Annotated in this window: 17 protein-coding genes and 1 pseudogene; 12 read left to right on the forward strand and 6 right to left on the reverse strand. The window is 59.4% G+C overall.

Going from position 1 to position 18,139, the window contains the following annotated elements; genetic code table 11:
• Window positions 1–114: 114 nt before the first annotated feature.
• Both AC1DSG_RS15240 and AC1DSG_RS15245 read right to left on the reverse strand, forming a co-directional pair.
• Window positions 115–1,590: an inorganic phosphate transporter gene (locus tag AC1DSG_RS15240; RefSeq protein ID WP_477791623.1), complete on the reverse strand. Its 1,476-nt coding sequence runs from the start codon at window positions 1,588–1,590 to the stop codon at window positions 115–117.
• A gap of 375 nt (window positions 1,591–1,965) precedes the next feature.
• Window positions 1,966–2,166, reverse strand: coding sequence for a hypothetical protein (locus AC1DSG_RS15245; protein WP_477791638.1), 201 nt, complete (start codon window positions 2,164–2,166; stop codon window positions 1,966–1,968).
• Between the two features lie 678 nt (window positions 2,167–2,844).
• Here AC1DSG_RS15245 and pcaR point away from each other — a divergent pair.
• The 11 genes from pcaR (at window position 2,845) to pcaC (ending at window position 13,767) form a co-directional block, all read left to right on the forward strand.
• Window positions 2,845–3,687, forward strand: coding sequence for a pca regulon transcriptional regulator PcaR (pcaR, locus tag AC1DSG_RS15250; protein ID WP_477791624.1), 843 nt, complete (start codon window positions 2,845–2,847; stop codon window positions 3,685–3,687).
• A 141-nt stretch (window positions 3,688–3,828) separates the two neighbouring features.
• A complete protein-coding gene (gene pcaK / locus AC1DSG_RS15255; protein ID WP_477791625.1) occupies window positions 3,829–5,175 on the forward strand; it encodes a 4-hydroxybenzoate transporter PcaK in 1,347 nt (448 codons plus the stop codon).
• Between the two features lie 268 nt (window positions 5,176–5,443).
• Window positions 5,444–6,301, forward strand: coding sequence for a CoA transferase subunit A (locus tag AC1DSG_RS15260; protein WP_223512219.1), 858 nt, complete (start codon window positions 5,444–5,446; stop codon window positions 6,299–6,301).
• Window positions 6,301–7,080 (forward strand): CoA-transferase subunit beta, encoded by a 780-nt coding sequence (locus AC1DSG_RS15265; protein WP_477791626.1) that lies wholly within the window; start codon window positions 6,301–6,303, stop codon window positions 7,078–7,080. Before AC1DSG_RS15260 ends, AC1DSG_RS15265 begins: the two co-directional genes overlap by 1 nt.
• Window positions 7,077–8,282, forward strand: coding sequence for a 3-oxoadipyl-CoA thiolase (gene pcaF, locus AC1DSG_RS15270; RefSeq protein ID WP_477791627.1), 1,206 nt, complete (start codon window positions 7,077–7,079; stop codon window positions 8,280–8,282). Before AC1DSG_RS15265 ends, pcaF begins: the two co-directional genes overlap by 4 nt.
• Window positions 8,283–8,319: 37 nt before the next feature.
• Complete coding sequence (gene pcaH / locus AC1DSG_RS15275; RefSeq protein ID WP_477791628.1) at window positions 8,320–9,024, forward strand: protocatechuate 3,4-dioxygenase subunit beta; 705 nt, start codon at window positions 8,320–8,322, stop codon at window positions 9,022–9,024.
• A 1-nt stretch (window position 9,025) separates the two neighbouring features.
• Window positions 9,026–9,592 (forward strand): protocatechuate 3,4-dioxygenase subunit alpha, encoded by a 567-nt coding sequence (pcaG, locus tag AC1DSG_RS15280; RefSeq protein ID WP_477791629.1) that lies wholly within the window; start codon window positions 9,026–9,028, stop codon window positions 9,590–9,592.
• A 239-nt stretch (window positions 9,593–9,831) separates the two neighbouring features.
• Complete coding sequence (locus AC1DSG_RS15285) at window positions 9,832–11,136, forward strand: MFS family transporter (protein WP_477791630.1); 1,305 nt, start codon at window positions 9,832–9,834, stop codon at window positions 11,134–11,136.
• A gap of 45 nt (window positions 11,137–11,181) precedes the next feature.
• Entirely contained in the window at window positions 11,182–12,546 is a 1,365-nt protein-coding gene (locus AC1DSG_RS15290) for a 3-carboxy-cis,cis-muconate cycloisomerase (protein WP_477791631.1), read from the forward strand.
• Window positions 12,547–12,557: 11 nt separating this feature from the next.
• Window positions 12,558–13,364 carry a 3-oxoadipate enol-lactonase gene (pcaD, locus tag AC1DSG_RS15295; RefSeq protein WP_477791632.1) on the forward strand — a complete coding sequence of 269 codons (807 nt, stop codon included), beginning with the start codon at window positions 12,558–12,560 and terminating at the stop codon, window positions 13,362–13,364.
• A 10-nt stretch (window positions 13,365–13,374) separates the two neighbouring features.
• Complete coding sequence (pcaC, locus tag AC1DSG_RS15300; RefSeq protein ID WP_477791633.1) at window positions 13,375–13,767, forward strand: 4-carboxymuconolactone decarboxylase; 393 nt, start codon at window positions 13,375–13,377, stop codon at window positions 13,765–13,767.
• Window positions 13,768–13,879: 112 nt separating this feature from the next.
• Here the strand turns inward: pcaC and AC1DSG_RS15305 are convergent.
• From AC1DSG_RS15305 to copC, 4 genes and pseudogenes are all read right to left on the reverse strand, one after another.
• A pseudogene (locus AC1DSG_RS15305) lies at window positions 13,880–14,653 on the reverse strand (methyltransferase domain-containing protein); the annotation flags it as partial.
• 261 nt (window positions 14,654–14,914) lie between these two features.
• Window positions 14,915–16,213 (reverse strand): OprD family porin, encoded by a 1,299-nt coding sequence (locus AC1DSG_RS15310; RefSeq protein WP_477791634.1) that lies wholly within the window; start codon window positions 16,211–16,213, stop codon window positions 14,915–14,917.
• 265 nt (window positions 16,214–16,478) lie between these two features.
• Window positions 16,479–17,339 carry a copper homeostasis membrane protein CopD gene (gene copD / locus AC1DSG_RS15315; RefSeq protein WP_477791635.1) on the reverse strand — a complete coding sequence of 287 codons (861 nt, stop codon included), beginning with the start codon at window positions 17,337–17,339 and terminating at the stop codon, window positions 16,479–16,481.
• Between the two features lie 3 nt (window positions 17,340–17,342).
• Window positions 17,343–17,705, reverse strand: coding sequence for a copper homeostasis periplasmic binding protein CopC (copC, locus tag AC1DSG_RS15320; RefSeq protein ID WP_477791636.1), 363 nt, complete (start codon window positions 17,703–17,705; stop codon window positions 17,343–17,345).
• Between the two features lie 138 nt (window positions 17,706–17,843).
• Here copC and AC1DSG_RS15325 point away from each other — a divergent pair.
• A partial coding sequence (locus tag AC1DSG_RS15325) for a TetR/AcrR family transcriptional regulator (RefSeq protein WP_477791637.1) occupies window positions 17,844–18,139 on the forward strand: 296 nt, incomplete at its 3' end.

The following is an 18,139-nucleotide window of genomic DNA, read 5'->3' on the forward strand; positions in this document are numbered from 1 at the left end:
GCCTCATCGCGAGCAGGCTCGCTCCCACAAGGGGAACTTTGGTGTCTGGAAGTTGGTAGATACAAAAAAGGCGCGAACCTCACGGAACGCGCCTTTTTATTGAGCAGCGATGTATCAGCTGCCCAGTGCCTTCGACGCCAGCCAGAACAGGCCGGCTGACAGGGCCACCGTCGCAGGCAGGGTCAGGACCCAGGCCAGCAGGATCGTTTTCACCGTGCCGCCTTGCAGGCCGCTTTTATTCGCGACCATGGTGCCGGCCACGCCCGAGGACAGCACGTGGGTGGTGGACACCGGCAGGCTGAAGATATTGGCCAGGCCGATCATGCACGCGGTGGTGATCTGTGCCGACATGCCTTGGGCGTAAGTCATGCCTTGTTTGCCGATCTTCTCGCCGATGGTCAATACCACGCGCTTCCAACCCACCATGGTGCCCAGGCCCAACGCCAGTGCAACTGCCAGAATCACCCAGAACGGGGCGTATTCGGTGGTGGTGGTCAAGTCTTTGCGCAGTTTGTCCAGGTCAGCCTTTTCCCGGGCATTGAGGGTCGGTAACTTGGCGACTTTCTTTGCCGTGTCATCCAGGCAGAGCAGGTAGCGACGTACTTCGATGCGGCTTTCGGACGACAACGAGTGGTAGTCCGATACGCCTTTAAGGGTGCCAAGCAGGGCGGTGATGGTCGGTTCGGTCTGTTGCGGGTTGCAACGGAATTTCTCCGGCAGATCGCCCTCTACGCTTTTGCCCAGCGCCAGGTATTCACCCAGGGTGTCAGCGTTGCGTTTGTAGAACTGGCTCAGGTGCAGGGTTGCATCGCGAGTCCGTTCGATCTGGTAAGTCGTACTGCCCAGGTCCAGTACGAACTGTGCCGGCACGATACCGATCAACACCAGCATGATCAGGCCGATACCTTTCTGGCCATCATTGGAACCGTGTACGAAGCTCACGGCCATGGCCGAGATCACCAGGACCAGACGGTTCCAGAACGGTGGGTGCTTCTTGTCGTCGAGTTTGCGACGCTGGTCCGGTGTCTTGTGCATCTTCGACAGCGGACGCCACCATTTAAGGCCGATCAACACCAGTGCCGCGACGAGGAAGCCGGCCATAGGCGAGAACACCAGGGAGGCACCGATATCGATCGCCTTCTGCCAGTTCACGCCATCGGCCAACGGAATGTCGTTGATCAACGCGTTGGCCAGGCCGACACCGAGGATCGAACCGATCAGGGTGTGGGAGCTGGAGGCCGGGATACCGAAGTACCAGGTGCCCAGGTTCCAGGTGATGGCAGCAGCAAGCAGCGAGAACACCATGGCCAGTCCGTGACCGGTGTTCACATTGATCAGCAGTTCTACCGGCAGCAGGTGGACGATGGCATACGCCACGCCAACACCGCCCAGCAGCACGCCGAGGAAGTTGAACACACCGGAAAAGAACACCGCCAGATGAGGCGGCATGGCTTTGGTGTAGATAACAGTGGCCACCGCGTTTGCGGTGTCATGAAAGCCGTTGATGAACTCGAAGGCGAGGACAAAGGCCAGGGCGAGCAAGAGGCTCACAAGCACCCAAGCATCTAGTCCGCTGAATAAATCGATCATGAAGGTTTTCTGACCCGGTCGTAAGGGGGCGCGATTATGCCAGAAAAGACTGCTAATCAATGCACTTGCTGCTCATCGGTTACATTCTTCAACGAATTAGTCTGTGGCGACAGCCTATCTCCCAGCGTTTTACCGGGTTTTTCAAGTCATTGAATTAATGGGGAAATACCGCAGGCACAAGGGTTTCTCTCGTGAAGTCGAGAGGTTGAAAAGCCTGTGGGAAATTTCTGAGAAGAGAGTCAGAAAGGAGCCATTCACCTCGTCCGAAGGGTGAGGTGGCCGCAGCCCGCTTGTAGCGGGCGCGAAAGGCTTCATCGATGCAACCCGCTTTTAGCGGGAGCAGATGCAGACCCTTGAAAGAATCGGGCCTGGGCGTCAAGGCCCTTCGGCTTTGAGTTCCTTTTCCATCTTCTGCAATTCCTGCGTGAAGGCCTGATCCTGAACGGTGGCGCGTTTACGCCAGGGTTTACGTTCCGGTTCGGGCTGGGCGGCGTAGGTGGTGACTTCCCCGCCGTAAACTTCCTTGTAACGTTGTTCCTGGCGCTCAAGTTCCGCGCGCAGTTCGTCTTTCGTCACAGTGCTACCTGTATGAGTTGAGATTAATTCTGGTGAAACGCGCTGCATCGAATCGATTGACCACACTCGCGGAAAGGACAATGCCCAAGGCATCGTTTTACGGCATGCGAACAATGCTTCCATGTTGCAGGCGGCCACGGCACCAGAGAAAAACAGCTGACGTAGCATCAGTTACCTGTTTCAGCGAGTGCGTTGGCGGAGCATTGGAATGAGCGCCAAGCGCTTGCTGYGGGCAGCAACGATAGAATATCGGGCTGTCCAGTGGCGCAACCAGTACATAAAAACCGGGTTGCCACTGAGGTGTATTATAGCGGTCGATTCGAAGAACACTATCATTTGAGAGTTAAAAGTAGTTCTTCGTGTGTGATGCTTTTGTTACTCGCAACTTTCAACGTTAATAAGTGGGCCGATGATGTCACTTTGCGGTGATGTCTTTCTGGCGCCATGGATTCGATAAGTTAGGCCGAATACATGACTTTTCAAGTCCGTGATCGAACACAATAAAAACATCTGGTGGTTGGCGCGCAAATCAGCGGCTGCAGGCTGCGCCGTGTGCAGGGTTGATTGCGATTATCGGTCTATGGTTCGATAATCGCCCGATCTCGGCAGCTCCTGTCTTGTGTGCTGGAGCAGGGGCCGCGTGTAATAACTGCTGATCCGCCTCGGAAAGGACCTGTCATGAACGATCAAATGCGCAACTCTTTCACTTCAGTCGCGCCGCCGATTGTCGCTTCACCCGCCAAGCGAATTCAGGCCCTGACCGGCGACCCCGATTTCATGACCTCTCTGGCTCGCGGCCTGGCGGTGGTGCAAGCGTTTCAGGAGCGCAAGCGGCATCTGACCATTGCCCAGATCAGTCATCGCACGGAAATCCCGCGCGCGGCCGTGCGACGTTGCCTGCATACCTTGATCAAACTCGGCTATGCGACCACCGATGGTCGCACCTATTCGCTGCTGCCCAAAGTGTTGACCCTGGGGCATGCCTATGTGTCTTCGACGCCTCTGGCGGTGTCGGCCCAGCCRTACCTGGACCGCATGAGTGAGCAACTGCATGAGGCGTGCAACATGGCCACGCTGGAAGGCGATGACATCCTCTACATCGCGCGCTCGGCAACGACCCAACGGCTGATTTCCGTCGACCTTTCAGTGGGCGGCCGCTTGCCGGCCTATTGCACTTCAATGGGCCGGATTCTACTCGCCGCGCTGGATGACACCACACTGCGCGAATACCTCGATCATGCCGAGCTGCAGGCCAAGACCAGCCGTACCCTGCACACGCCCGAGGCGTTGCTCGAATGCCTGCAAGAAGTGCGGCAACAAGGCTGGTGCATCGTCGATCAGGAACTGGAACAAGGCCTGCGCTCGATTGCCGTGCCGGTGTACGACGCTTCTGGCCAGGTGGTGGCTGCCTTGAACGTCAGTACCCATGCGGGCCGTGTCAGCCGCAATGAGCTGGAACAGCGATTCCTGCCGGGACTGCTCAGCGCCAGCCGCGACCTCAGCGCGCAGCTCTTCGCCTAAGCCCTCTGTCTAAGATGTTCGATAAACGCACAGACTTGCGTTTATCGAATTGACGCACTTTCCCCGGGATCATTACTGTCGCGGCAGCGCCGGCCCTGGCTGGCAAAATGTCCGACTGCGTTCTTGTGTGGAATAAAAATAATGAACCAGCCCCAGTCTGCTGTAGGTAACTGCCTAGACGTGCAGTCCTTCATCAATGCTCAACCCATTTCGCGCTATCAGTGGCGAGTGGTGATCCTGTGTTTCCTGATTGTCTTCCTTGATGGCCTCGATACCGCGGCAATGGGCTTTATTGCGCCTGCGTTGTCGCAGGATTGGGGTATCGACCGCGCCAGTCTCGGCCCGGTCATGAGTGCCGCGTTGATCGGCATGGTCTTCGGCGCACTGGGTTCCGGCCCGTTGGCGGACCGTTTCGGGCGAAAAGTCGTGCTGGTGGGCGCGGTGTTGGTGTTTGGTGCCTTCAGTCTGGCGTCGGCCTACAGCACTAACGTCGATCAATTGCTGGTACTGCGTTTTCTCACCGGCCTGGGCCTTGGCGCCGGCATGCCGAACGCCACGACTTTGTTGTCGGAATACACCCCGGAGCGCAAAAAATCCCTGCTGGTCACCAGCATGTTCTGCGGCTTCAACCTCGGCATGGCCGGCGGCGGGTTTATCTCGGCCAAGCTGATCCCTGCGTTCGGCTGGCACAGCCTGTTGCTGATCGGCGGAATTCTGCCGCTGATTCTCACCGTGGTTCTGCTGTTTTGGCTGCCGGAATCGGCGCGCTATCTGGTCGTCCGTAACCGTGGCACCGACAAAGTGCGCAAGACGCTGGCACCCATCGACCCGACTGTTGTCGCTCAGGCTTCGAGCTTCAGCGTGCCGGAACTGAAAACCGTGAAAGCCCGCAACGTGTTCGCGGTGATCTTCTCGGGCACCTACAGCACCGGCACCTTATTGCTGTGGCTGACCTACTTCATGGGCCTGGTGATTGTTTACCTGTTGACCAGTTGGCTGCCGACGTTGATGCGTGACAGCGGCGCGAGCATGGAGCAGGCCGCCTTCATTGGCGCACTGTTCCAGTTTGGCGGTGTGCTGAGTGCGGTGGGCGTGGGTTGGGCGATGGACCGGTTCAATCCGCACAAGGTCATCGGCATTTTCTACCTGCTGGCCGGGGTGTTTGCCTACGCGGTGGGGCAGAGCCTGGGCAACATCACGCTGTTGGCGACGTTGGTGCTGGTGGCGGGCATGTGCGTCAACGGTGCGCAATCGGCGATGCCATCGCTGGCGGCGCGGTTTTACCCGACGCAAGGGCGGGCGACCGGTGTGTCGTGGATGCTCGGGATTGGCCGTTTCGGCGCGATTCTCGGCGCGTGGATGGGCGCGACATTGCTGGGGCTTGGTTGGAATTTCGAGCAAGTGCTGACGGCGCTGGTGATTCCGGCGGCGCTGGCGACCACGGCGGTGGTGATCAAGGGCATGGTCAGTCATGCGGATGCGACTTGAGGGCCTGATCCGCAATCTCAGGTGTCTTTGAAGGCCTCTTCGCGGGCAAGCCCACTCCCACAGTTGGTCGCGTTCTTCTGTGGGAGCGGGCTTGCCCGCGATGCTTTTGGGGTTAGGTAGGCAGATAACAATATGTTCGATAAACGAACACATAGTCGATTATCGGATTGTTTGGCGTTTTTCAGGGGCTTACTCTGCATGCACTCCGGCGCGCGCATCGCGCCTTTTTCTTCCACTGTCGGTTCATAACAAAACGGGAGCCTGCCCCATGGCTGAAATCCTTTCGCTGCACGACGCGGTGAAGCAATTCGTAAACGACGGCGATACCGTCGCACTCGAAGGCTTTACCCATCTGATTCCTACGGCGGCGGGTCATGAAATCATTCGTCAGGGCAAAAAAGACCTGACGCTGGTACGCATGACCCCGGACCTGATCTACGACCAGTTGATCGGCGCCGGTTGTGCTCGCAAATTGATTTTCTCCTGGGGTGGCAACCCGGGTGTAGGTTCGCTGCACCGTCTGCGTGATGCCGTCGAAAAGCAGTGGCCGCATGCGCTGGAGATTGAAGAACACAGCCACGCCGACCTGGCCAATGCCTACGTCGCTGGTGCCTCCGGCCTACCGTTCGCGGTACTGCGGGCCTACGCCGGTTCCGACCTGCCGAAAGTCAATCCACTGATCAAGACCGTCACCTGCCCATTTACCGGTGAAGTGTTGGCCGCCGTGCCTTCGGTTCGCCCGGACATCACGGTGATTCACGCGCAGAAAGCCGACCGCAAAGGCAACGTGCTGCTGTGGGGCATTCTCGGTGTGCAGAAAGAAGCCGCACTGGCTGCCAAGCGTTGCATCGTTACCGTCGAAGAAATCGTCGACGACCTCAATGCACCGATGAACGCTTGCGTACTGCCGACCTGGGCCTTGAGCGCAGTCTGCCATGTACCTGGCGGCGCGCACCCTTCCTACGCTCATGGTTACACCGAGCGTGATAACCGTTTCTACCAAGCCTGGGATCCGATTGCCCGCGACCGTGAAACCTTCACGGCGTGGATCAACGAATACATCCACGGCTGCGCTGACTTCAGCGAGTTCCAGGCCAAGCTGGCCGCTGCTTCGGAGGCCAAGTAATGACTTACACCACTAATGAAATGATGACCGTTGCCGCCGCTCGCCGTTTGAAGAACGGTTCGGTGTGCTTCGTCGGCATCGGCCTGCCGTCGAAAGCGGCCAACCTGGCGCGTCTGACTTCCTCGCCAGACGTCGTCCTGATCTACGAATCGGGTCCGATCGGTGCCAAGCCAAGCGTACTGCCGCTGTCGATTGGTGACGGTGAGCTGGCGGAAACCGCTGACACCGTAGTCCCGACCGGTGAGATTTTTCGCTATTGGTTGCAGGGCGGGCGCATTGACGTCGGCTTCCTCGGTGCTGCGCAAGTCGACCGTTTTGGCAACATCAACACCACCGTGGTCGGGGATTACCATGCGCCGAAAGTCCGTCTGCCGGGTGCCGGTGGCGCACCGGAAATTGCCGGTTCGGCCAAAAGCGTGCTGATCATTCTCAAGCAGTCGTCGCGTTCGTTTGTCGATAAACTCGACTTCATTACGTCGGTCGGCCATGGCGAAGGCGGTGATTCACGCAAGCGTCTCGGTCTGCCGGGCGCCGGTCCTGTGGGCATCATTACCGACCTGTGCATCATGGAACCAGAAGCCGGTACCCATGAATTTGTGGTCACTGCACTGCACCCGGGCGTAACCCGCGAGCAAGTGGTTGCCGCCACGGGATGGGCGATTCGCTTCGCTGATACGGTTGAAAACACGGCCGAGCCAACTGAGGTCGAACTCACTGCGCTTCGGGATCTGGAAGCTCGCACCGCTGCCGCCCACGGCCAAGCACCCGGAGAAGCGTGATGCGTGATGTTTATATCTGCGACGCGATTCGCACGCCTATCGGCCGTTTCGGTGGAGGTCTGTCGACGGTTCGCGCTGACGATCTGGCCGCTGTGCCGCTCAAGGCGCTGATGGAACGCAACCCGTCGGTGGACTGGAACGCGGTGGACGAGGTGTTCTTCGGCTGCGCCAACCAGGCCGGCGAAGACAACCGAAACGTCGCACGCATGGCGTTGCTGCTGGCCGGGCTGCCGGAAAGCATTCCGGGCGTCACGCTCAATCGCCTCTGCGCGTCGGGTATGGATGCCATCGGCACCGCATTCCGCGCCATCGCCAGCGGCGAAATGGAGTTGGCGATTGCCGGTGGTGTCGAGTCGATGTCCCGCGCACCGTTCGTGATGGGCAAGGCTGATGCAGCGTTCTCGCGCAACATGAAGCTGGAAGACACCACCATCGGCTGGCGCTTCATCAACCCGTTGATGAAAGCGCAATACGGTGTGGATGCGATGCCGCAGACCGCCGACAACGTGGCTGACGATTACGAAGTGTCCCGTGAAGACCAGGACGCTTTCGCAGTGCGCAGTCAGCAACGCACAGCCGCCGCGCAAGCTGCAGGATTTTTCGCCGAAGAAATCGTCGAAGTGCGGATTGCCCACAAGAAGGGTGAAACGGTCGTCACGCAGGACGAACATCCTCGCGCCGACACCACCCTGGAAATGCTGGCCAAACTCAAACCGGTCAACGGCCCCGACAAAACTGTCACCGCCGGCAACGCTTCAGGCGTGAACGATGGTGCGGCGGCGTTGATTCTGGCGTCCGCCGAAGCGGTGAAAAAACACGGACTCACCGCTCGCGCTAAAGTGCTGGGTATGGCGAGCGCCGGTGTTGCGCCTCGGGTGATGGGCATCGGCCCGGTCCCGGCGGTGCGCAAACTGACCGAACGTCTCGGCTTGGCGGTCAGCGATTTCGACGTGATCGAACTCAACGAAGCCTTCGCCAGCCAAGGTTTGGCGGTGTTGCGTGAACTGGGGCTGGCGGACGACGCAGCTCAGGTCAACCCGAACGGTGGCGCCATTGCCTTGGGCCATCCGCTGGGCATGAGCGGTGCACGTCTGGTCCTGACCGCGTTGCATCATCTGGAAAAAACCGGTGGCAAGAAAGGTCTGGCGACCATGTGCGTCGGCGTAGGCCAGGGTCTGGCGCTGGCGATCGAACGCGTCTGACACGTCGCGTCGACAAATAAGAACAGAGGAAAGCGAAATGACTGACAAGCCTGGTTACCGCCGCCCGCAGGCGGGCACTCAGCCCGACTACCTGCACCCGACGTATCAATCCACCAATCTGCGCTCGCCGTCCAAGCCGCTGGTGTATTTGCCGCACTCGCTGTCGGAAATCACCGGGCCGACCATCGGTGCCGATCGCATTAATGAGAAAGACAACGACCTGACCGCCCAACACAAGGGCGAGCCACAGGGCGAGCGCATCATCATTCACGGCCGCGTGCTGGATGAAAACGGTTTGCCGGTGCCGGGGATTCTGGTGGAAATCTGGCAGGCCAACGCTGCCGGTCGTTACAACCACGCCCGTGACCTGCATGACGCACCGCTGGACCCGAACTTCACCGGCACCGGCCGCACCGTGACCGACGCCGATGGCTGGTATCAGTTCCAGACCATCAAGCCTGGCGCCTACCCGTGGGGCAACCACCACAACGCGTGGCGCCCGGCGCACATCCATTTCTCACTGTTCGGACCGAGCATTCTGACGCGCTTGGTCACGCAGATGTATTTCCCGGGCGACCCGCTGCTGGCGTACGACCCGATCTACAACTGCGTGCCGGACACCAGTGCCAAAGAGCGTTTGATCGCGACGTTTGATCTGGAAAAAACCATCCCTTCCTATGCCCTCGGTTATCGCTGGGACATCGTCTTGCGCGGCCGCGACGCCACGCCGATGGAGAAATAAGATGACGCTGAACGCGACCACGTCCCATACCGTCGGGCCGTATTACCACATCGGCCTGACCTGGCTGAACCGCGAAGACCTGACCGTTGCACAAACCCTCGGCGAGCGCGTGGCGATCACCGGGCAAGTTGTCGATGGCAACGGCGATGTCGTCAACGATGCGATGCTGGAAGTCTGGCAGGCCAACGCCGCCGGCAAATACGACCATCCGGAAGATGATCAGGACAAACCGCTGGACCCGAACTTCGAAGGTTTTGGCCGGGTGCCGGTGGATGCCGAAGGGCGCTTTCGTTTCACCACCATCAAACCGGGCACGGTTGAAGGCCTGAAAGGCTCGACCCAGGCGCCGCACCTGGTGGTGCTGGTGTTTGCTCGCGGGTTGGTCAAGCACTTGCTGACGCGGATTTACTTTGATGGCGAACCGGCCAACGCGGCGGATCCGCTGCTGGAATGTGTTCCGGCCGAGCGTCGTAGTACGTTGCTGGCGAAGCAGGAAGCGTCGGGTGTCTATCAGTGGAATGTGATTTTGCAGGGCACTGATGCGGAGACGGTGTTCTTCGATTATTGATTAAACATTGTCCCCCTGTGGGAGCGAGCCTGCTCGCGATTGCGGAGTGTCATTGTGATCGTTCCCACGCTCTGCGTGGGAATGCCGCCATGAACGCTCCGCGTTCACTGTGACGCGGAGCGTCACGGGATGCATTTCCACGCRGAGCGTGGGAACGATCAGTGTGAATACGGCATTTGCGGAACGGGATTGTTGCGAAGTGTGTCTAGACTCTCATCGTCCCCATTGAGTGAAAAACAATGACAACGCCCACAGCTATTGCAGCTCACTACACCGGTGAAGAACGCAGCAAGCGGATCTTCGCCATTGTCGGCGCTTCGTCCGGCAACCTCGTTGAATGGTTCGACTTCTACGTCTACGCCTTTTGCGCGATCTATTTTGCGCCAGCCTTTTTCCCGTCCGACAACCCCACGGTGCAGCTGGTCAACACCGCTGGCGTATTCGCCGCCGGGTTCCTGATGCGTCCCATTGGCGGCTGGATTTTTGGCCGGCTGGCGGACAAGCACGGGCGCAAGAATTCGATGCTGATCTCGATTCTGATGATGTGCTTCGGTTCGTTGCTCATCGCTTGCCTGCCGACCTACAAGGACATCGGCGTCTGGGCCCCGATCTTGTTGCTGTTCGCGCGTTTGATTCAAGGTTTGTCGGTGGGTGGCGAGTACGGCACCACAGCGACCTACATGAGTGAAGTTGCACTCAAGGGCCAGCGCGGCTTCTTTGCTTCGTTCCAGTACGTGACGTTGATCGGCGGGCAGTTGCTGGCGGTGTCGCTGGTGGTGGTCTTGCAACAGTTCCTCAGCGAGGATGAGTTGCGTGCCTACGGCTGGCGGATTCCGTTTGTGGTCGGTGCGCTGGCCGCGCTGGTTTCGCTATACCTGCGTCGTTCGCTGAAAGAAACCAGCAGCAAGGAAATGCGCGAAAACAAGGACGCCGGCAGCATCAGTGCGCTGTTTCGCGACCATAAAGCCGCATTCATTACCGTGCTCGGTTATACCGCCGGTGGCTCGCTGATTTTCTACACCTTCACCACGTACATGCAGAAGTACCTGGTGAACACCGCCGGCATGCAGGCCAAGACCGCCAGTTACATCATGACCGGCGCGCTGTTCCTTTATATGTGCATGCAGCCGTTCTTCGGCATGCTCGCCGACAAGATCGGTCGACGAAACTCGATGCTCTGGTTCGGCGCCCTCGGGACGTTGTGCACCGTGCCGATTCTGTTGAGCCTGAAAAGCGTCAGCAGTCCGTTCCTGGCTTTTGTGCTGATTACTGTGGCGCTGGCGATCGTGAGCTTTTACACCTCGATCAGTGGCCTGGTTAAAGCCGAAATGTTCCCGCCTGAGGTACGCGCCCTGGGTGTGGGCCTGGCGTATGCGGTGGCGAATGCGATCTTCGGTGGTTCGGCGGAATACGTGGCCCTGAGCCTGAAAGCCGTGGGCATGGAAAACTCGTTTTATTGGTACGTCACGGTGATGWTGGCGGTGGCGTTCCTGTTCAGTTTGCGCCTGCCGAAACAGGCGAAGTATTTGCACCACGACCTTTGATCTTTACGCGCGGGCCTGACGGGCCCGCGCCTCCAAGGACTGTTTATGAACGAGCGACCGGGCAATCAATTGTTCGATGCCTATTTCACTGCGCGCGATATGCGTGAAGTGTTCTGCGATCAAGGCCGCGTCCAGGCCATGCTCGATTTCGAAGCCGCGCTGGCCCGGGCCGAGGCGCGTGTCGGGCTGATTCCGCCAACGGCTGTCGCCCCCATTGAAGCCGCGTGTCAGGCCGGGCATTACGACTTCGCCGCCCTCGGCGAGGCGATTGCCACGGCGGGAAATTCCGCCATCCCATTGGTCAAGGCATTGGGCAAGCAGATCGCGTCCAGTGATGCCGAAGCCGAGCGCTATGTGCATTTGGGCGCGACCAGCCAGGACGTGATGGACACCGGGCTGGTGTTGCAATTGCGCGGGGCGCTGGCGCTGATCGAAAGCGATCTCGCGCAACTGGGTGACACCCTCGCAACTCAAGCTCAACGTTATGTCGCCACACCCTTGGCCGGCCGCACGTGGTTGCAGCATGCAACACCGGTCACCCTCGGCATGAAAATCGCCGGTTGGCTGGGTGCGGTCACTCGCAGCCGTCAACGCTTGCAAGAGCTCAAGCCTCGTCTGCTGGTGCTGCAATTCGGCGGCGCCTCCGGAACCCTGGCGGCCCTCGGTGCACAGGCGATGCCGATTGCTGAAGCCTTGGCCGAGGAACTGCAACTGACCTTGCCGGATCAACCTTGGCACACCCAGCGTGATCGCCTCGTGGAGTTTGGTTCGGTGCTGGGATTGATCGCCGGCAGCCTGGGCAAACTTGGCCGCGACATCAGCCTGTTGATGCAAACCGAGGCGGGCGAAGTCTTCGAACCGTCGGCGCCGGGCAAGGGTGGTTCCTCGACCATGCCGCACAAGCGCAACCCGGTGGGTGCTGCGGTGCTGATTGGCGCTGCGACTCGCGTTCCCGGTTTGCTCTCGACCCTCTTCAGCGCGATGCCGCAGGAACACGAGCGCAGTCTCGGTTTGTGGCATGCCGAGTGGGAAACCCTGCCAGAAATTTGCTGCCTGGTGTCCGGCAGCCTCAAGCAAGCGTTGCTGGTGGCGCAGGGGCTTGAAGTGGACGCGAATCGCATGGCGCGCAACCTCGATTTGACCCAAGGCCTGGTGCTGGCCGAAGCGGTGAGCATCGTCCTCGCCCAACGGGTCGGCCGCGACACCGCGCATCATCTGTTGGAACTCTGCTGCAAACGTGCGGTGGCTGAACAGCGTCATCTGCGCGCCGTCCTCGGTGACGAGCCGCAAGTGACCGCCGAGCTTTCCGCTGCTGAACTTGATCGTCTGCTGGACCCCGCCCACTACCTCGGCCAGGCCCATACCTGGGTCGAGCGCGCGGTGGCCGAACATTCTGCATTGACTGCCTGAAGGAGATTGCTGTGGCTTTTGTACAACTCGCCGAGGGCGAACTGCACTACCAAATTCAAGGGCCGCAACTCGATGGGCCTGAGGATGCACCGGTGTTGGTGCTGTCCAACTCGCTGGGCACTGACCTGCACATGTGGGACGCGCAAATTGCGGCGTTCACCCAACACTTCCGGGTATTGCGTTTTGACACCCGTGGCCACGGCCAATCGCTGGTGACTCCGGGCCCGTACAGCATCGAGCAACTGGGCCGCGATGTGTTGGCGCTGCTGGATGCGTTGCACATTGAACGCGCGCATTTCTGTGGTCTGTCGATGGGCGGTTTGATCGGCCAATGGCTGGGGATCAATGCCGGTGATCGATTGAACAAACTGGTGGTGTGCAACACCGCCGCGAAAATCGGCGACCCGTCGATCTGGAACCCGCGCATAGAAACCGTGCTGCGCGACGGTCCGGCCGCCATGGTCGCGCTGCGCGATGCCTCGATTGCACGCTGGTTTACCCCGGACTTCGCCGAAGCCAATCCTACTGCTGCGAAGCAGATCACCGACATGCTGGCCGCCACTTCGCCTCAAGGCTACGCGGCCAATTGCGCGGCGGTGCGTGATGCCGACTTCCGTGAGCAGTTGTCCTCGATCAAGGCGCCGCTGCTGGTGATCGCCGGCACCGAAGACGCGGTCACGCCGCCGTCCGGCGGACACTTCATTCAAGAACATGTGCCGGGCGCCGAATACGCCGAGTTCTACGCTGCGCATTTGTCCAACGTCCAGGCCGGCGCTGCGTTCAGCGAGCGGGTCCTGGCGTTTTTGAACGCTCAATAAGGGGATTGTTGTGGACGAGAAACAACGTTACGACGAAGGCATGAAAGTCCGTCGCGCAGTACTCGGCGATGCTCACGTCGACCGCAGCCTGACCGCGCTGACCGAGTTCAACTCGGAGTTTCAGGAGATGATCACCCGCCACGCCTGGGGCGACATCTGGACTCGCCCGGGCCTGCCGCGCCACACCCGCAGTCTGATCACCATCTCGATGCTGATCGGCATGAACCGCAACGAAGAACTGAAACTGCACCTGCGTGCGGCCGCCAACAACGGCGTGACCCGTGGCGAGATCAAGGAAGTGATCATGCAGAGCGCGATCTACTGCGGCATCCCGGCGGCGAATGCGACGTTCCACTTGGCGGAGTCGGTTTGGGATGAGTTGGGGGTTGAATCGCGGGAGTGATCTCGGGATTTGATGGTGCCTGAACTGACGCCATCGCGGGCAAGCCACGCTCCCACAGGGGAATGCGTTTCAACTGTAGGAGCGGGCTTGCCCGCGAAGGCAATGCCATGGCCTACACAGTAGCCACAATGAAAACCCGCTTGAACGGAAACAATGTGTGCCCATCCCCCTCCTGCGGGTAATGCGCATGCAGCCGCATCATGAAGTGATAGATGAACCGCGCCTGTTCGTCATCCTTCAATCCCTGCATCACCGCCCGTAACGCCGACACCTTGATCCAGTCATAAATCGGCGACTTGCCGTCGACGATCTGTAGCTGCTCGGTTTCCCAGATATCCAGCGTGGCACACAGCGGTGCCAGCAAACGGTAGTAGTTTTCCAGCGACAACAGTGGCCGCCGCGCCATGCTCTCACGTAGCGGCAGTGTGCCCAGCGGCTGACCGTCTTGGCCGCCACTGTCGAGGGTGTCGAGCATCAGTTGATACCACACCGCATCGCGCCAATCGGGCATGTGCGCCGCCAAGCAACCACCCGGGTTCAAATGTTTGAGTAGTCGAGGCAACAGCTGTGGATGATCGTCGATGAAATGCAGCACAGCGGCGGCAAACAGCAGATCGGCCGGTTGTTCAGGCTGCCAGTTTCGTAGGTCGCACAGCTTCCATCGGGCTCTGATCGGCAAACACCTGGCCTCTTGAAGCATTTGCTCCGAACTGTCGATACCCATCAGCTGCGCGCGGGGCCAGCGTTTGGACAGAACTTGCGTCGCAATGCCGGTGCCGCAACCGAGGTCGTAGATGCGTTTGGGGTTTTTGATGTCGACACGGGCGAGCAGTTCGTTGACCGGTCGTTGCCTGAGGCGGGAGAACTGCTGGTACGCCTTGGCGTCTCAGTCGCTTTGGACGGGAGCCGATTGGAGTGGGGGGATCATGAGGTGGTCCTCTAGAGATCAAGTGGTGTCTTCCGATGACAACCTGGCTCAAGTCTTGCGGACCAACATCAACAGATAACGGAAGTGGGGAAGGTTGAACGTCGCCTGAATGCTGTCAGGTGGTTTCACTGTAATTGACCCTAAACAAACTGCCAGCCAGCCTGACAGGCGGCGCCGTCCCCTGTGGGAGCATGCCTGCTCCCACATTGTTTTCGCTGTTTACAGCAACGAAATCGGGTAGTTGATGATGATCCGGTTTTCATCGAATTCGTTGTTGCTGTAGTCGCGACGCATGGTCGAGTTGCGCCATTTGACGTTGAGGCTTTTCAACGGCCCGCTTTGCAGGGTGTAGGCCAGTTCCGATTCGCGGCCCCATTCCTTGCCGTCAGTGACGGTGCCGGTGTGGATGTTGTCGCCGCTGATGTAGCGGTTCATCAGCGTCAGACCCGGAACACCCAGGGCGACGAAGTTGTAGTCGTGGCGCACCTGCCAGGATTTTTCCTCGGCGTTGTCGTAGCTGGAGTTGTAGCTGTCGTTGGCCAGGGTGCCGCCGCTGGTGCCGTTGACGCGCATCCATTGATCGTCACCGGTGAGTTTTTGCAAGCCGACGTAGAGCGTGTGGCCACCGTGTTTGGCCGAGAGCATGGCGAACCCGGTTTTGTTGTCCAGGTCGCCTAACAGAGCGCTGCCGTTTTCTTTGCCGATGAAATAGCCAAGGTTGGCGCCAAGGACCCAGTCGCCAATCGGCTGGCTGTGGTTCAGGTTGTAATACTGTTGCTGGTAGAGGTCGCTGAGTTCTGCGTACCASGCMCCGACCTGGGTGCGTTTGTCGTTGAACGTGTATTCGCCGCCGCCGAAGTTGAAACGGTCCGAAGTGAAGGCCGCGGATTTGCCGTTCATGAACATGTCGTCCATGCTCGCATCGTTRCGCGGACTGTTCTGGCGGAACTGGCCGCCGTARATSGTCAGGCCGCTGATCTCGGTRGACGTCAGCTGCCCGCCCTGGAAGGTTTGTGGCAGCGAGCGGCCATCGTCTGAACGCAGGATCGGCAGTACTGGCATCCACTCGCCGACCTTCACTTCGGTTTTGCTCACTTTCATCTTCCCGGCCACCGCCAGACGACCAAAGTCATCGACTGGGTCGCCGTCGCTGCCAAYCGGCAGCAGCCCGGTGCCGCGCGTGCCTTTACCGCCATCAAGTTTGATCGACAACAGGCCCAGCGCATCGACGCCAAAACCCACCGGGCCCTGGGTGAACCCGGACTTGGTGTCGAGGATGAAGCTCTGCGTCCACTCCTCGGCCTTGCTCTGCGGGTTGGTCGGGTTGGTGAAGTTGCGGTTGATGTAGAAGTTACGCAGGTTGAGCGTGGCCTTGGCGTCGTCGGTGAACCCTTCGGCATGGCTGATCATCGGCAGGGCAAGGGCCAGGCCGCTGCAACCAATGAGGCTCAGGGTATGACGGCGTTTGAAAATCTGACGTGGGGTGTGGGCGGACGAATTGCGGACGAGCTTGCTCACTGTGAGGCTCCCTTGCTTTTTGTTGTTTTTATTCGTCATACGTCGTCGTACAACAATTGGGGCGGATTATTTGCGAGGGGCTGAGGGCTTGTCAATCAGAAGTTATACGATGACCTGCGATGCGATTGATTCTTGGCTTGCCCTTTGTAGGAGCGAGCCTGCTCGCGAAAGTTATCTAACATTCATCAACATTGATGTTGGCTGATAGTCCGCTATCGTCGGAACGCCGCCCGGAGCCGGCTCACTCCCACAGTGGGCGGGGGTGTCAGCTGGAAATCATCGGGGGCATTGTGCCTAAAAGGGAAACGGCTGCCACCGCGCCCATCCCCAGCATCCATTCGAGAATCACGCTGGTTTTCAGTGCCGCCAGTCGATGTTCACAGTGGTTTATGCGCAGGCGATTGAACAGCGCAAGGCCCAACATCGCGGCAATCAGCCCAACCTTGATCAACAAAATCAGCGCGAAACCGCTAAAAAACGGCGTCGGCCAAAACACGCCGGTGAGGACACGAACGTTGATCAGCCCGGTGATCAGCAACCCTGCCACCAAAGCGTAACCGACACCGCTGAAGCGCTGCAGTATCACTTTGATGGACTGCTCTGCTGGCTGGCGCAAGATCATCACCAACAGCATCAAGCCACCGAGCCAGGCGCCAACACAGGTCAGGTGCACGACCTGGTTGAGCATCAGCAACTGGCCATTGAGTCCGTCCAGCATGGCGCCGTGACCGACCGGGGCGAGGGTTACCAGCAACAGGCTGGCGAGGCCGATGCGCAGGGGTGTGTGCACACGCAATGGGCTCATCAGCAACCCCATCAACAACCCATTGAACAGCAGGTGCCAGCGCCAGACCTGACCGAAAAACGTGTTGCCCAGCACCTGGTGCAACGTCGACGGATCAAATGCCGCTTCCCTGGCCCCTGCCATGCTTGCAGTGATCAGCAACAACCAGGCAGCGCCGCTGAGCAGCGCCACGGCCGCGAGCCAGCGAGCTGTCCGCGCCAGCCGACGATCGAGCTGTGCAGCGCTGCCGTTGAGCAGCAAGGGCCTGAACGCCCACGCTCCGAACAGCATCAGAACCACGGTGAAATGCACAAAGCGACACAGCACCATCGCGCTCGTCATGAATTATTGGCCAACCTTGAAGCCGTAGGCGCCTTCGCTTTTGTGGGTGTCAACGGACACCGCATGCCATTCGACTTTATACGTACCTGCGGAAAGAGGCTCGGCAGGTGTGACGATCAGGATTTTCTTGTCGCTGCCTTCGGTGGCGAGGCTCTTCACTGGCACCGTGGCACCGTCCTTCGTGATCGTGACTTTGGTGAAAGCCGCTTCAACGCCTTCGGAAAACTCCAGGCGCAGTTGCGCAGGTGCGCTCACGGTGCTGTCCGCCGCCGGGGTCTGGCTTTTCAGATGGGCGTGGGCCCATACGGATGAAGCGGCAAGCAGCGAGCCGAGGAGGGCGGCGGTGGTCAGGGCTTTCTTGAACATCGTGAATACCTTTGGGGCAGGTTCGAAGTGGCGCCAGTTTACCCGCCGCAAGCTGAGTGTCGAAGTTTCGTTTTAGCCTGTCGCCGCGATGTAGAGCCGGATGCTAGTCTTGGTCAACGCTGGTGTCAGGGAGCCCTCATGGGCAATCACAAGATCGGGATTCGTCGCAATAACGTCGAGAAAATTCTGCTCGGGGCGGAAAAGGTCTTCGCCGAAAAAGGCTTCGGTGGCACGGCCATGGCCGACATTGCCGCCGAGGTGCAATTGCCGCGCTCCAACCTGCATTATTACTTCAGCACCAAGACCGAGCTGTACAGTGCGGTGTTGTTCGATCTGCTGGAAGTCTGGAAGCAGGACGCGCTGTGCTTCGAGATGTTCGACGATCCGCGCGTGGTGCTCAGCAGCTACATCCGCGCCAAGATGAACCACTCGCG

Source organism: Pseudomonas sp. P5_A12, assembly GCF_056400685.1.